Genomic DNA, 14191 nt, shown 5'->3' with positions numbered 1-14191 from the left:
ATGGATAAATTTATATATTTTCCTCTACTTAAAACTCGTGATGCGGAATTGAAGGCTATCTCGAATTTAGATGATAGGACCTTTTCCCATACACTTCCAATATATGAATTAACTAAATCTCGTAAAACTACTGTTGCTCCTGATGGTGATATTCATCGTAAAATGTCATCCATTAGAGATGTTCAGAAAGATAGGCCATTTATTCTTGACTTGACATCTAATGAAAAATACATCAATCCTCAGATTGAACAATTACTTGATGAAAATGATGGGTTTAGGGAGTGGCGTTATTTCATTGGGCTATATTCAGATCTTAATATTATTCCAATGATACATATTTATGATGAGGATGATCTATCTGATACTGAAAAGTTTGTTAATTTGGTATCACAAGAAAAAAAATATTTAGCATTGCGTGTTCCTCATGATTTAGAAGATTATAAAAAATTTATAAATCCAATTGTCAATCAGTTAAGCTTGGGTTGTAAGCTAATTATTATATTCGATGCTGAGCAAGTTTCTTCTGAAAACATGGATGATGTTAGTGACTCACTTATTTATGCATGTAAAAATATCGAGGAATATTCTCATAAGATCGACACTATTGTCATAGTATCAACATCGTTCCCATTATCTCCTGCGTCAATTGGATATGATGATCATGGTGATGTTCCAATAGTGGAGGAAAGAATTTTTCATTCCGTTTCTAGGGAATATCCTGTTAAATATGGCGATTATGCTTCAATTAACATTGAACAAGTAGAAATTCGAGGCGGGACTTTTGTTCCTAGAATCGATATTGCGTTGGATGATAAGTTTTTTTATAAAAGATATAGACGTGACAAAGGAAGTTATTCACTTTGTGCGAAAAAAGTCCTTGAAGATAAAAGGTATGTAAATTTAGGATCTTGGGCTGATAGTGAAATAAACAAAGCTTCAAATGATGAACCCTCAGGGATTAGCCCATCTTTTTGGATTTCTGTTAGGATGAACTATTATATGAGCACGCGAGTTATGTTAAGAAATAAATTTTGATATCTTATCTGATGGCATCCTGGTGATTGTAAGGATGTCGTCGGAGGATATTTTATTACCTATCTCCGATTTAAAAACTTTAAAACGATTTTCTGAATATTTAAGTAGGCTTTTTCTAGATGTATCTCTTATAAATTTAAGGCTTTTTTGTGATGAAAGTGTTAAGCAAAGCTCATATTTTGATAGCTTCAATTTATATTTGGTTAAATATTTGAGTTCTTCAACTGATAGTGTACTAGCAAGCATTATTTTACTGTGATTTTTATTTTGAATTGGCTTTCTCACTGCTTTGCAGAAATTATCATAAACAACAATTATACCTATGCTACGAGGTAAGATATCTCTAATGGATTTCAAGTTCTCTTTTTCACAAACAACGTAGCAATAGTCGAAATAGTCTTTATAACTAAGTATTTGATAGTCAAGCCTAGAAGTGTTATCGGAAGTCCCTTTAATTTCATAGGATGTTGCCATGTTCTCATGCAATGAAATTAAGTCAGCTCTGCGAGAGCCAAAATTAAAACGGAACTCAGAGGATAAAATCGCATCTGTATCTCCGAATTCAAGAAGAAATTCTACTAAGCGAGTTTTTATTTCAATTTCTTTCATTTCACATAAACTTATTGAATTACCTATTCTATTATAACAAAATACTGTTTTTATGTACAGGGTGTTTTTTGAAGGTTTAAACTTTAAGATTGGTGCTTACTTTTAAATAAACCTCAAAGATATTGTGTTTTTTTAATAAATTTTTTCGTATGCGCATCTTCTGCGATATCATTTTCTAAATTAAACAAAAACTTCATGAGGCACTATTTATTCTGATTTTTTTGAGATTAGACGACTTATCTGGAGCGAATTGTTTTTTATGAGTCATACTAAATGTGTATTCATTATGTTGGCATTTTTTTGCCATTCCATAGGGGGAATAAAACAATGAACATTTCGGATCTCCTCACCTACTGCATGAGCAAGCCGGGTGCGGAGCAAAGCTATAAAAATGAATGGGATGCAACGCAGATTAAAAGCGAAGGCGTACTGTTTGCCATGGTGCATGAGGTGAAAGGGCGTCCGGCGCTCTCGTTGAAAACCTCGCCTGCGCTGGCTGATTTATTGCGCGAAGAGCACAATGATGTATTCCCGAGCGAGCATCTAAATAAGTCGCACTGGAGCACGCTGTGGCTGGATGGATCCCTAAAGGATTCGCAGATTTATTATCTGGTGGAGGCTTCCTGGCAACAGGCTGACGCCACGCGCGCGGCGGGCGTCAGCCATGATGAAGACGCGCGCTAATTAAGCCGCTGACTCTTCACGCAGGGTGTTGATATCAATCACGAAGCGGTATTTCACGTCGCTTTTCAGCATACGTTCGTAGGCTTCGTTAATCTGGTTCATGGCGATCAGCTCGATATCTGAAGTGATACCGTGCTTGCCGCAGAAATCCAGCATCTCCTGTGTCTCAGCGATACCACCGATCAGTGAACCGGCAATGCTGCGACGTTTGAAGATCAGATTAAAGACCTGTGGAGCCGGATGATCGTGCTCTGGCGCGCCCACCAGCGTCATGTTGCCATCGCGTTTCAGCAGGGCAATAAACGGGTTGAGATCGTGCTGAGCAGCCACGGTGTTGAGGATGAAATCGAAGCTGTTGTTGTGCTGCGCCATTTGATCAGCATCTTTCGAAATCACCACTTCATCAGCACCCAGGCGCTTACCGTCTTCAATCTTCGATGGTGAGGTGGTGAACAGCACCACATGCGCGCCCATCGCATGCGCGATTTTCACGCCCATATGGCCGAGGCCGCCCAGACCGACGATGCCCACTTTCTTACCTGGACCGACGTTCCAGTGACGCAGCGGTGAGTAGGTGGTGATACCGGCACACAGCAGCGGGGCAACGCCTGCCAGCTCAAGGTTTTCCGGCACGCGCAGCACAAAGCTTTCATCAACCACCATGCTGGTGGAGTAACCACCGTAGGTGATGGCGCCGGTTTCGCGATCTTCACCGTTATAGGTGCCAACAAAACCGTTTTCGCAATACTGCTCCAGTCCTTCCTGGCAGCTTGGACAGCTGCGGCAGGAGTCAACCATACAGCCGACACCGACCAGATCGCCCACTTTGTATTTGTGAGTGTGGCCGCCAACGGCGGTAACGCGTCCAACGATCTCATGGCCTGGCACCACCGGGAAGATGGTGTTTTTCCATTCGTTGCGCGCCTGATGCAGGTCAGAGTGGCAAACGCCACAGTACAACACTTCAATCTGCACATCATGAGCGCGCAGCTCGCGCGGCTTATAGTCGAACGGGGCGAGTTTAGTTTTCGCGTCCTGTGCGGCATAGGCATGCGTAATATTCATGGTGTCTCCAATCGGGTGTGTCGTGAGTGTTTTGCGGGATCCCGTTCAGCGAGCTGAAGGGACAAAGGCGTAACGAGCTACGCCAAAAAGGAACTGTGTAAGGATAGTCAGCAGGATGAGATGCGTATATGCCTGAAGTTGTCTGATTCTTGCCTGTTTCTGCATTTTGCTGCGGAATCTGACAGCGAGGTATCAGGCCCGACTGACTGCAATATTCAGCGAGTAAACTAGAGAGTGCGGCGTCTGTGGATTGAAAGAAATAAGAAGGCCCGCACTACGGGCCTTCAATTTTACTTCTTCTTCAGCATCGGCTTAAGGAAGCGTGCGGTGTGGGATTTTTCACACTCCGCCACGGTTTCTGGCGTGCCTGAAATCAGGATTTCGCCGCCGCCGCTACCGCCTTCTGGGCCGAGATCGACAATCCAGTCAGCGGTTTTGATCACGTCGAGGTTGTGTTCAATCACCACAATGGTATTGCCCTGATCGCGCAGCTGATGCAGCACTTCCAGCAACTGCTGAATATCAGCAAAGTGCAGACCCGTGGTTGGCTCATCAAGGATATAGAGCGTCTGCCCGGTGCCGCGTTTTGACAGCTCACGCGCCAGTTTCACACGCTGCGCTTCACCGCCTGACAGCGTAGTGGCTGACTGGCCGAGGCGAATATAGGACAGGCCCACGTCGATCAGCGTTTGCAGTTTACGCGCCAGCGCAGGGACAGCATCAAAGAACTCACGCGCTTCTTCGATGGTCATATCCAGCACTTCGTGAATGCCTTTGCCTTTGTATTTAATCTCCAGCGTTTCGCGGTTATAGCGTTTGCCTTTGCACTGATCGCACGGCACATACACATCCGGCAGGAAGTGCATTTCGACCTTGATCACGCCATCGCCCTGGCAGGCTTCGCAACGTCCACCGCGCACGTTAAAGCTGAAGCGTCCTGGATTGTAGCCACGGGAACGCGCCTCCGGCACACCGGCAAACAGCTCACGCACCGGAGTGAAAATGCCGGTGTAAGTAGCAGGGTTCGAGCGCGGCGTACGGCCAATTGGGCTCTGGTCAATGTCGATGACTTTATCGAAATGCTCCAGACCGGCGATCTCGCGATAAGGCGCCACCTCCGTGGTGGTCGCGCCGTTCAGCTGCCGCTGCGCAATCGGGAACAACGTATCGTTAATCAGCGTGGATTTACCGGAACCGGATACGCCAGTGATACAGGTAAACAGACCCACCGGGATCGTCAGCGTGACGTCTTTCAGATTGTTGCCGCGCGCGCCAGTAAGCTTCAAGACTTTTGCCGGATCGCCTTTCGCGCGCTGTTGCGGAATGGCGATTTCGCGCTTACCACTCAGATACTGACCGGTCAGCGAGGCTTCGTTAGCCATAATGGCATTCACGTCACCCTCAGCCACCACCTGACCGCCGTGCACTCCCGCGCCAGGGCCGATATCAATCACGTGGTCAGCGGCGCGAATCGCATCTTCATCGTGCTCGACCACAATCACGGTGTTGCCGAGATCGCGCAGGTGAATCAGCGTACCAAGCAGACGTTCGTTATCGCGCTGATGCAGACCAATTGAGGGCTCATCCAGCACATACATCACGCCCACCAAACCCGCACCGATTTGACTTGCCAGACGAATACGCTGCGCTTCGCCGCCAGAGAGGGTTTCAGCCGAACGCGACATCGACAGATAATTCAAACCGACATTAACGAGGAAGCTCAGGCGATCGCCGATCTCTTTCAGGATTTTTTCGGCGATCTGCGCACGCTGCCCGCTCAGTTTCAGATTGCGGAAGAAGTCGGTGGCATGGCCAATACTCATCTCAGAGATGGTCGGCAGGTTGGTATTCTCAACAAATACATGGCGTGCTTCACGGCGCAGGCGTGTGCCTTCGCAGCTGGTGCAGGAGCGATTGCTAATGAATTTCGCCAGCTCTTCACGCACCGCATTGGATTCCGTCTCTTTATAACGGCGTTCCATGTTGTGCAGCACACCTTCAAACGGATGACGACGTACTGAAGTGTCGCCCCGATCGTTGATGTATTTAAATTCGATACTCTCTTTGCCGGAACCGTACAGAATCACTTCACGCGCTTTGTCGCTCAGGCTGTTAAACGGCGCTTCGACATCGAATTCCAGATGCTCTGCCAGCGAGCGCAGCATCTGGAAGTAATAGAAGTTGCGGCGATCCCAGCCACGAATTGCACCGCCAGCCAGTGACAGTTCAGGGTTCTGCACCACGCGATCGGGATCGAAATACTGCTGCACGCCGAGCCCATCACACGTTGGGCAAGCGCCGGCTGGGTTGTTGAACGAGAACAGGCGCGGTTCCAGTTCACTCATGCTGTAGCCACAAATAGGGCAGGCAAAGTTAGCCGAGAACAGCAGCTCTTCGGCATCGCTGTCATCCATATCGGCGACGATGGCGGTGCCACCACTCAGTGCCAACGTGGTTTCAAAGGATTCGGCTAAGCGCGTTGCCAGGTCATCGCGCACGCGGAAGCGGTCCACCACGACTTCGATGGTGTGTTTTTTCTGCAATTCCAGCTTTGGCGGATCGGAGAGATCACAGACTTCGCCATCAATACGGGCGCGGATGTAGCCTTGCGCCGCGAGGTTTTCCAGCGTTTTGGTGTGCTCGCCTTTGCGTTCTTTCACCACGGGTGCCAGCAGCATCAGACGACGGCCTTCTTCCTGCGCCATCACCTGATCCACCATCTGGCTCACGGTCTGTGCCGCCAGCGGAACATCGTGATCCGGGCAGCGCGGCTCACCCACACGGGCAAACAGCAGACGCAGATAGTCATGGATTTCGGTAATGGTCCCGACTGTAGAACGCGGGTTATGCGATGTAGATTTCTGCTCAATAGAGATAGCGGGCGAGAGACCTTCAATATGGTCGACGTCCGGTTTCTCCATTAATGAAAGAAACTGGCGCGCATAGGCCGAGAGCGATTCAACATAGCGACGCTGACCTTCGGCATACAACGTATCAAACGCCAGCGAAGACTTACCGGAACCCGACAGACCGGTGACCACAATCAGCTTATCGCGAGGGATGATCAGGTTGATATTCTTCAAATTATGGGTGCGAGCACCGCGGACTTCGATCTTATCCATTCACCTTTCCCGGATTGAACAACACTCGCCATGCCTTGCCAGCATGACCAGCAGAAACGCGTTAGTATGGCACAAAAAATAAACTGAATAAATATCCAGTGTTTTTGCTATTCTGTGTGCCAAATAAAAATTGCGAGCCTGCTCTGAAGTGGGCACCGTCATTGTGACGTGATACAATTTTTGGCTTAGACTTTTAGCATCAACTCATCGGGAGACAGCAACATGGCCAGTCGTGGCGTAAACAAAGTGATTCTTGTCGGGAATCTGGGTCAGGATCCGGAAGTGCGCTACATGCCAAATGGTGGCGCGGTAGCCAACATTACGCTGGCCACGTCGGAAAGCTGGCGCGACAAGCAAACCGGTGAAAACAAAGAGATCACTGAATGGCACCGCGTTGTGCTGTTCGGCAAACTGGCTGAAGTGGCGGGTGAATACCTGCGTAAAGGCTCTCAGGTTTACATCGAAGGCCAGCTGCGTACCCGTAAATGGCAGGATCAGAGCGGTCAGGAAAAATACACCACCGAAGTGGTTGTTAACGTTGGCGGCACCATGCAGATGCTGGGTGGACGTCAGCAGGGCGCGAACGCAGGCGGCGCACCGATGGGCGGCCAGGGCGGCGGCAATAACAACGGTTGGGGCCAGCCACAGCAACCTCAGCAGCAGCCTCAGGGCGGCAACCAGTTCAGCGGCGGCGCACAACAGCGTCCGCAGCAGCAGAGCGCACCGGCGAACAACGAACCGCCAATGGACTTTGACGACGACATCCCGTTCTGAGTCAACGCTCACGCATAACTACTCGCTAAGGCCTCGTTTTACGGGGCTTTTTTGTATCTGGCTCTCAGGTTTCTCAATCAAAAGAAGGGACGCATTTCCCATCAAGGAGTGATAATGAAACAGCATCAGGCAGAAGTGTTATTAAAAACCGCACTGGCGGATGAGCAGGCTCAGTTTCGTCGTGGGCAGTGGGAAGCGATTGATGCTTTGGTCAATCATCGACAGAAATTATTGGTGGTGCAGCGCACGGGTTGGGGTAAAAGCTCCGTCTATTTTATCAGCGCCAAAATTTTTCGCGATCGCGGTATGGGTCCGACCATCATTGTTTCACCGCTACTGGCGCTGATGCGTAACCAAATTGAGTCGGCTCGTCGACTGGGTATTGTTGCTGAAACCCTCAATTCTTCGAACAGCACTGACTGGTCTTCAGTGACACAACGGGTGCTGGACAATCAGGTCGATTGTTTACTCATCTCTCCAGAACGTCTCGCCAATGATCAATTCATCGAAACCGTACTGCAGCCGATTGCCAACCGTATCGCGCTCATGGTGATTGACGAGGCGCACTGTATCTCCGATTGGGGGCACGATTTCCGTCCTGACTATCGGCGCATTGTCAGCATCCTGCGGCAACTACCGGCGAATACGCCAGTGCTCGGCACCACCGCTACCGCCAATAATCGTGTCGTTGCAGATATACAGCAACAGATGGGCGACATCGTGATTCAGCGCGGTGAGCTGATTCGTAAAAGTCTGGCGCTGCAAACGCTCATTTTGCCGAATCAGGCCTCTCGCCTTGCCTGGCTGGCGCAGGTCATTCCCTCTCTTCCGGGAACCGGTATCGTCTATACGCTCACCGTGCGGGATGCCGAGCAGGTTGCGGCCTGGTTACGCACGCAGCAAATTGATGCGCGCGCCTATCATGGCAGCGTTGAGGCCGCTGGTTTCGACAGCAGCAACGACTATCGTCAACACCTTGAGACCTTGCTGCTAACTAACCAATTGAAAGTTTTGGTGGCGACCACCGCACTGGGAATGGGATATGACAAACCTGATTTGAGCTTCGTGCTGCACTATCAGGCACCCGCTTCCATTGTTGCTTACTACCAACAGGTAGGGCGTGCGGGACGTGGCATCGACCATGCGGTTGGCGTGCTGATGTCAGGCGGTGAAGATCGCGATATTCACCAGTTTTTCCGGCAGTCTGCTTTTCCAGCAGAAACTCAGGTATATGATATTTTGCAAGTGCTGGAGGAGAGTGATGGGTTGTCGATTCGTGATATCGAACAGCAGACCAATCTGCGTCAGGGGCAAATTGAAAAAGTGCTGAAATTGCTCAGCGTTGAGAATCCTGCTCCGGTGATTAAGGTCAAATCCCAATGGCGGAGAACGCCGGTCGCTTATCTGCTGGATCGCGAACGTATCGTGCATCTGACGCAACAGCGCGAGCAAGAGTGGCAGGAGGTGCAGCGTTATATCTCACAGCGCGGTTGCCTGATGACGTTTCTGCGATTATCACTGGATGACACAGACCCCGTATCCTGTAGCAAATGTGCCAGCTCCTCGGTCGACCTTTGATTGACCCGCAGGTGGATGCGACACTGGCTCATCAGGCAGCGACCTTTCTACAGCGCGCCGAAACGGTGATTTTGCCCAAAATTCAGGTGGCTGCTCAGGCATTTGAAGAGTACGGTTTTCGCGGCAATTTACCTGCCGCTCTGCGTGCGCAGGAAGGTCGGGTGCTTTCGCGCTGGGGAGATGCCGGATGGGGATCTCGCGTAGTGGCCGAGAAAGCAGCCGGTCATTTCAGTGATGAACTGGTTGCTGCCATAGTGGAAATGATTGAACAGCGCTGGCAGCCAGCACCTGCTCCACGGTGGGTTTGCTGCGTACCGTCGTTGCGTCAGCCTCAATTGGTAGCGGATTTTGCCCGCCGATTGGCACAGCGACTCGGCATACCCTTTGTCGATGCACTGCAGAAAGTGAAAGATAACCCTCGGCAGCGTCTGCAAAATAATCGCTTCCATCAATGTCGTAATCTGGATGGCGCATTTGCCACCAGCGCTAATCTGCCAGCCACTGCCGTGTTACTGGTAGACGATATTGTCGATTCAGGCTGGACGATGGCAGTGACTGCAGCCCTGCTTCAGCAAGCGGGAAGCGGCATTGTCTATCCATTGGCGCTGGCAACCTCAACGGTGAAAGAGTGATGAATTTATCTCCTATTGCACAGGCAACGCTTTTGTTAACCAGCGACTTCTCGCGCCAGAGTGAGGATGAGGTGAAGCCGCTAGGTAATGCTGAATGGGGACGATTCGCCCTGTGGCTGAAACAACAATCTGCAACACCCGCCGATCTGCTCGGCTCTGGTGCTGATGTCATGCTAGCCAGCTGGGTTGATTCTCATATCACGCGCGAGCGTATTGAAGCGCTACTGAGCCGTGGACATAGCCTGGCGTTAGCGATTGAACGCTGGCAGCGTGCGGGGTTGTGGGTGTTAACACGTTCTGACGCTGAATATCCAAGGCTGCTAAAGCAACAGCTGCGCACTGACGCGCCGCCGGTGCTGTTCGGCTGTGGTGATATCACTCTGTTAAATCACCCAGGCCTTGCGGTGGTTGGGTCAAGAAATGCCAGCGAGCGGGATTTAACGTTCAGTCGTCAGGTTGCGGTAAGAATTGTCTCTGCGAATATAAATCTGATTTCGGGTGGTGCACGAGGCATTGATGAAGCCGCGATGCTGGGCGCTTTGCAACATAACGGAGCCGTCATTGGTGTCCTCAGTGATAGTCTGCTCACCGCTGCGACCAGCGCCAAATGGCGTAAAGGTCTCATGGCAGGAAAGTTATTGCTGCTTTCGCCTTTCTATCCGGAAGCAGGCTTTACTGTGGGTCACGCGATGGCGCGCAATCGATATGTTTATTGCCTGGCGAAGAGTGCGTTGGTCGTACACGCGGGTCACAAGGGCGGTACGCTGGCTGGTGCGGAAGAGAATCTGCGCAAGAAATGGGTACCGTTGTGGGTTAAGCCGACCGACGATGTACAGGCCAGCAACGCCCAGCTGGTCACACAGGGTGGGCAATGGTGCGCTGCTCACCCCGATGACATTGATGTTGCGCAATGGATGACGACTCACCGTCATCAGCCTTACCAGCAGGATGATCTATTGAGCGGCACATGGCACACGATGCCCGACAAGATCGCGGATGCTAATGTGGCTCAGGAACCAGAAGGAATCTGGCATCCATCCGATTTTTACCTGATTTTTCAGGCGCAATTGCCTGCACTGGCCGCCTATCCGGTCACGATTGAAGATCTGGGCTTGCGGACCGGTCTGCATCAGATTCAGCTGACTGAATGGTTGCAGCGTGCGGAGCATGAGGGGCTGATTGAACAGCTGGCAGGATCAAACCGTTATCAATGGAAGCGTAAAATCTAGCTGCTGAATGCCGCCCATAATGGAAGCCGGACAATTCTGCCCGGCAAAGTGACTGCTAATGCGGCCGCCACTCCCGCAGCAATACCTCAGTATCACGCACTAACACCGGGTTGCCCGGCAGAATCAAATCCGCCCAGATTTCATTGTGTTGATTGATCTGCTGTTGTGCGGAAACGTAAGTCCGGTCAGCGGTGGTATGCGCATCGGCGGCAACGGTGATGTGATAACCCAGGCTGGCACCCACCTTGATGGTGGTATCCACGCAGTAATCGGTCGCGCAGCCGCAAATCACAAAGCTCTCAATGCCATGTTGATCAAGCTGAGCCGCCAGGTCGGTTTGCCAAAAACTGTCACAGGCGGTCTTGTTAACGTAGATCGCGTTGGCTGGCTGATCCAATTCCGGCACGATTTGCCAGCCTTCGCTGTTCACTTCGAGGCCTGGCTCAACGTGTTGAATAAAAATCACCTGATCGGCCGCTGCCGTCAGTTGATTGATGCGCTGACAACGTCCGTCACGATCAAAACGTGGCGAAGCCAGCACGCCGTTTTGCATATCCACTACCACGACAACCCGATTAGCCATCACTGCCTCCTTTATATAGAGGATGACAGTATCGCGATTGTGATGCATGCAGGTAAAGCAAATCTGTTTTGCATTTCATCTCGCCGCCGCGCATGCTAATTAACCTGTTTTTAGGAGGTGTGACGTGAAGGTGGTTCCGGAAATCTTTCCTGATAAGTGCGATCAGGCGCAGTTCCAGCATTTTGCTGAACTGCCGGGTATCGAGCTGTATCAGGCGCACATCTCGCGTTACGCTTTTGAGCCGCATACCCATGAAGCCTTCGGTATCGGCACCATTGAATCGGGTGCACAGCGTTTTCGCTACCGCGGCACGCACTATACGGCACCGCAGCATTCACTGGTGATGATGAACCCTGATGAATTGCACACCGGGGAATCGGCCTGTGATGAGGGCTGGCGTTATCGCATGATCTATATTGATCCGCAGGAGATGGAGCGGCTTACCGGCGATCGTCACTGGTGGTTTAGTGAGGCGCTGCGCACAGATGTCCGCCTGGCGCAGCCCTTTTCCCAGCGACTGGCACAGATGTGGCAAGCCACAAGCGCGCTGGAACGCGAGAGTCTGTTGCTGGAACTGCTGGAGCTATTACGCCCGCTGGCACATCAGGGAAAATCCCGACCCGAAGAGGGCGCCCATCGCTTTGATGCGGTAAAAGCCTATTTGCGTGAAAACCTGGCGGAGCCGGTTCGTCTTGATGAGCTGGCCGCCCTGGCGTCATTGTCGCCGTGGCATTTTCTCCGCAGTTTCAAACAACACTTCCATGTTACGCCACATCAGATGCTGATGGCCTTTCGCCTGTTCGAAGCCAAGCAACGTTTAGGAATGGGAGAAAGCGCGGCTTCGGTAGCGGCGGCCGTTGGATTGACCGATCAGGCACACCTCACGCGCGCGTTTGCTCACCGCTATGGCATCACGCCAGGGCGTTATCAAAAGCAAGTTTTCCCCTCGCGTTAACCGCAATCTGCTACAAGCCTTTATTATCCGGTTACGCCACACTGCGACGGAAAAGTGATAAAGGAAAAGAGAATGTTTGCAGGAATCGTGTTTGCACTTGCCGCAGGATTAATGTGGGGGCTCATTTTTGTTGGACCGCTGCTGATACCTGACTATCCGGGTACCTTACAATCGGCCGGACGCTACGTGGCTTTTGGGCTGGTGGTATTACCGCTGGCATGGCTGGATCGCCGCCGTCTGAAACAGCTGGCACGTAAAGATTGGCTGGAAGCGCTGAAATTGTCGCTGGTCGGTAATCTGTTCTATTACGCCTGCCTCGCCAGTGCTATCCAGCGCACCGGTGCGCCTATCTCGACCATGATAATTGGCACCTTGCCGGTGGTCATCACCGTGACGGCCAACCTCTGCTACGGCCATCTTGAAGGGCGACTTTCCTGGCGTAAACTCTTTCCGGCGCTACTGATTATTGCTGCTGGCCTGGGCTGCGTGAATGCCGCTGAGATGCAAATGCAGGGACCGGAATTTGACTGGTCGCGCTACCTGACAGGGCTGTTACTGGCGATTTTAGCGGTCGCCTGCTGGACCTGGTATCCGCTGCGTAATGGCATCTGGCTGCGCGCGCATCCACAGCATAAAGCCGGTAGCTGGGCAACGGCACAAGGGTTGGTGACCTTACCGCTGGCGCTGGTGTTCTATTTATTCGTGTGCGGTCAGCTTTACTGGCAGCAGCCTGAGTTCGCTCTGCCATTTGGCCCACAGCCCACGCGTTTTCTCCTCATCATGCTGGCAATTGGGCTGATATGTTCATGGTTAGGCACGCTATGCTGGAATGCGGCCAGCCAGCGTGTGCCAACGGTCATCATGGGGCCGCTGATTGTGTTCGAAACGCTGGCGGGTCTGCTGTGGACCTTCCTCTGGCGACAGAGCTGGCCGCCGCTGCTCACTGGCATCGGTATTGGCTGTCTCATCGTTGGCGTAATCTATGCCATGCGTATTAAACCGCAGCCGAAAGTCAGCGCGCTTTAACATGAATTTCTGGCTGCTGAGTAGAGGGGCTCAGCAGCCCTTTCTTCAGTGTTTTTAGGAATTTGCCCCCTCTGTTTTGCGCTCCTCTTCGCCATTTATATCCTCAGTCACCACCGCGATATAACTTTCCCTCGCTTATCCTTGCCTGTTTTTACCCCACTTTGTCATAACCCATGTTGCATTCAGGGGGGCAATCCGGTCACTCCAGCGGGTGGAAACGAGGTGATAACCCGCGGGGAAGGGTAAAAAAGCCGGCGCCGGCAGGGTTAAAAAGGTGTTCTATCTGCATTTTTATTGCGATTTGGCACTGAAAATCACCGCTTTGAGCCACGATTTTCTCAAGATGCCGCTCAGGTGTTGAGAAACATCCGCTGAATTTGCATGAAAAAATGATTAAACACAGAGATGAATTACCGGGCGATATTTTCCAAAAGTCGCCATTTTTTACTGTTATTGTTTAGGTGTGATAACGTTTTTAATCCGGAATAATCCTGGTGCGGTTATCAGCGTATCGCTCTGGCCAGATGGCAATCCGTGATCATCACTTAAAGTGATAGGTCCAATAAAAATAAGAGTCATTGTGTGAGCGATTACATGCCGTTGTTCATGACTGCTTAACAGATTTATCTGTATTCAGTCCTGATCATTAATATCAGTTAAGTAATAAAACGAAGCACCAATCTCACCGTAATGAGACTGGGCTGCGTCTAAAAGGCTTGAATAGCGAGACTTTTGCTGATGTGAATCAATTTTACCGCAAAAAAGGAAGCAAATCCGCGATGATATTCATCAGGAAAAAATGGTGCGAATTGTTATGTTACGAACGCCGAATTAAATGATCTTCATCTCTTCTGGTAAGAACAAATCTCAGCATTAAGTCAAATAACAACGGTCTTAAT

Annotated in this window: 10 protein-coding genes and 1 pseudogene; 7 read left to right on the top strand and 4 right to left on the bottom strand. The window is 50.7% G+C overall.

What is annotated here, in order from left to right; genetic code table 11:
* Nucleotides 1–1035 (top strand): beta family protein, encoded by a 1035-nt coding sequence (locus tag AC1MDE_RS11645; protein WP_480344569.1) that lies wholly within the window; start codon nucleotides 1–3, stop codon nucleotides 1033–1035.
* On the opposite strand, the gene AC1MDE_RS11640 is transcribed toward AC1MDE_RS11645, so the two are convergent.
* A complete protein-coding gene (locus AC1MDE_RS11640; protein ID WP_480344568.1) occupies nucleotides 1018–1644 on the bottom strand; it encodes a sce7726 family protein in 627 nt (208 codons plus the stop codon). The two genes, AC1MDE_RS11645 and AC1MDE_RS11640, sit on opposite strands and share 18 nt — an antisense overlap.
* A gap of 327 nt (nucleotides 1645–1971) precedes the next feature.
* Between AC1MDE_RS11640 and AC1MDE_RS11635 the strand changes: the two genes are divergently transcribed.
* Nucleotides 1972–2328 (top strand): MmcQ/YjbR family DNA-binding protein, encoded by a 357-nt coding sequence (locus tag AC1MDE_RS11635; RefSeq protein WP_480344567.1) that lies wholly within the window; start codon nucleotides 1972–1974, stop codon nucleotides 2326–2328.
* Here the strand turns inward: AC1MDE_RS11635 and AC1MDE_RS11630 are convergent, their stop codons facing one another.
* Together AC1MDE_RS11630 and uvrA are read right to left on the bottom strand one after the other, a co-directional pair.
* Nucleotides 2329–3393, bottom strand: a complete 1065-nt coding sequence (locus AC1MDE_RS11630; protein ID WP_034826924.1) for an NAD(P)-dependent alcohol dehydrogenase — start codon at nucleotides 3391–3393, stop codon at nucleotides 2329–2331.
* A 290-nt stretch (nucleotides 3394–3683) separates the two neighbouring features.
* Nucleotides 3684–6515, bottom strand: coding sequence for an excinuclease ABC subunit UvrA (uvrA, locus tag AC1MDE_RS11625; RefSeq protein ID WP_480344566.1), 2832 nt, complete (start codon nucleotides 6513–6515; stop codon nucleotides 3684–3686).
* Between the two features lie 222 nt (nucleotides 6516–6737).
* On the opposite strand from uvrA, the gene ssb1 reads away from it, so the two are divergent.
* The 3 genes and pseudogenes from ssb1 to AC1MDE_RS11610 all read left to right on the top strand — a co-directional run bounded on the left by ssb1 (nucleotide 6738) and on the right by AC1MDE_RS11610 (nucleotide 10728).
* Complete coding sequence (gene ssb1, locus AC1MDE_RS11620; RefSeq protein ID WP_034826920.1) at nucleotides 6738–7289, top strand: single-stranded DNA-binding protein SSB1; 552 nt, start codon at nucleotides 6738–6740, stop codon at nucleotides 7287–7289.
* Nucleotides 7290–7403: 114 nt separating this feature from the next.
* Nucleotides 7404–9499: pseudogene (locus AC1MDE_RS11615) on the top strand (RecQ family ATP-dependent DNA helicase).
* Nucleotides 9499–10728, top strand: coding sequence for a DNA-processing protein DprA (locus tag AC1MDE_RS11610; protein WP_480344565.1), 1230 nt, complete (start codon nucleotides 9499–9501; stop codon nucleotides 10726–10728). The pseudogene AC1MDE_RS11615 and the gene AC1MDE_RS11610 overlap by 1 nt, the downstream one beginning before the upstream one ends.
* A gap of 55 nt (nucleotides 10729–10783) precedes the next feature.
* Here the strand turns inward: AC1MDE_RS11610 and AC1MDE_RS11605 are convergent, their stop codons facing one another.
* Nucleotides 10784–11311: an isochorismatase family protein gene (locus AC1MDE_RS11605; RefSeq protein ID WP_034826913.1), complete on the bottom strand. Its 528-nt coding sequence runs from the start codon at nucleotides 11309–11311 to the stop codon at nucleotides 10784–10786.
* Nucleotides 11312–11435: 124 nt separating this feature from the next.
* On the opposite strand from AC1MDE_RS11605, the gene AC1MDE_RS11600 reads away from it, so the two are divergent.
* Nucleotides 11436–12266: an AraC family ligand binding domain-containing protein gene (locus tag AC1MDE_RS11600; protein WP_479397959.1), complete on the top strand. Its 831-nt coding sequence runs from the start codon at nucleotides 11436–11438 to the stop codon at nucleotides 12264–12266.
* Between the two features lie 72 nt (nucleotides 12267–12338).
* Complete coding sequence (locus AC1MDE_RS11595) at nucleotides 12339–13292, top strand: DMT family transporter (RefSeq protein ID WP_479397960.1); 954 nt, start codon at nucleotides 12339–12341, stop codon at nucleotides 13290–13292.
* Nucleotides 13293–14191 lie beyond the last annotated feature (899 nt).

Source organism: Pantoea folii, from assembly GCF_056678875.1.
This window is presented reverse-complemented; position numbering and strand designations above follow the sequence as displayed.

Bases quoted from the DNA above. Each gene is read 5' to 3' on its own strand.
- AC1MDE_RS11630 (WP_034826924.1), bottom strand. From the start codon at position 3,393: ATGAATATTACGCATGCCTATGCCGCACAGGACGCGAAAACTAAACTC.
- AC1MDE_RS11635 (WP_480344567.1), top strand. From the start codon at position 1,972: ATGAACATTTCGGATCTCCTCACCTACTGCATGAGCAAGCCGGGTGCG.
- AC1MDE_RS11595 (WP_479397960.1), top strand. From the start codon at position 12,339: ATGTTTGCAGGAATCGTGTTTGCACTTGCCGCAGGATTAATGTGGGGG.
- uvrA (WP_480344566.1), bottom strand. From the start codon at position 6,515: ATGGATAAGATCGAAGTCCGCGGTGCTCGCACCCATAATTTGAAGAAT.
- AC1MDE_RS11610 (WP_480344565.1), top strand. From the start codon at position 9,499: ATGAATTTATCTCCTATTGCACAGGCAACGCTTTTGTTAACCAGCGAC.
- AC1MDE_RS11605 (WP_034826913.1), bottom strand. From the start codon at position 11,311: ATGGCTAATCGGGTTGTCGTGGTAGTGGATATGCAAAACGGCGTGCTG.
- AC1MDE_RS11645 (WP_480344569.1), top strand. From the start codon at position 1: ATGGATAAATTTATATATTTTCCTCTACTTAAAACTCGTGATGCGGAA.
- AC1MDE_RS11640 (WP_480344568.1), bottom strand. From the start codon at position 1,644: ATGAAAGAAATTGAAATAAAAACTCGCTTAGTAGAATTTCTTCTTGAA.
- ssb1 (WP_034826920.1), top strand. From the start codon at position 6,738: ATGGCCAGTCGTGGCGTAAACAAAGTGATTCTTGTCGGGAATCTGGGT.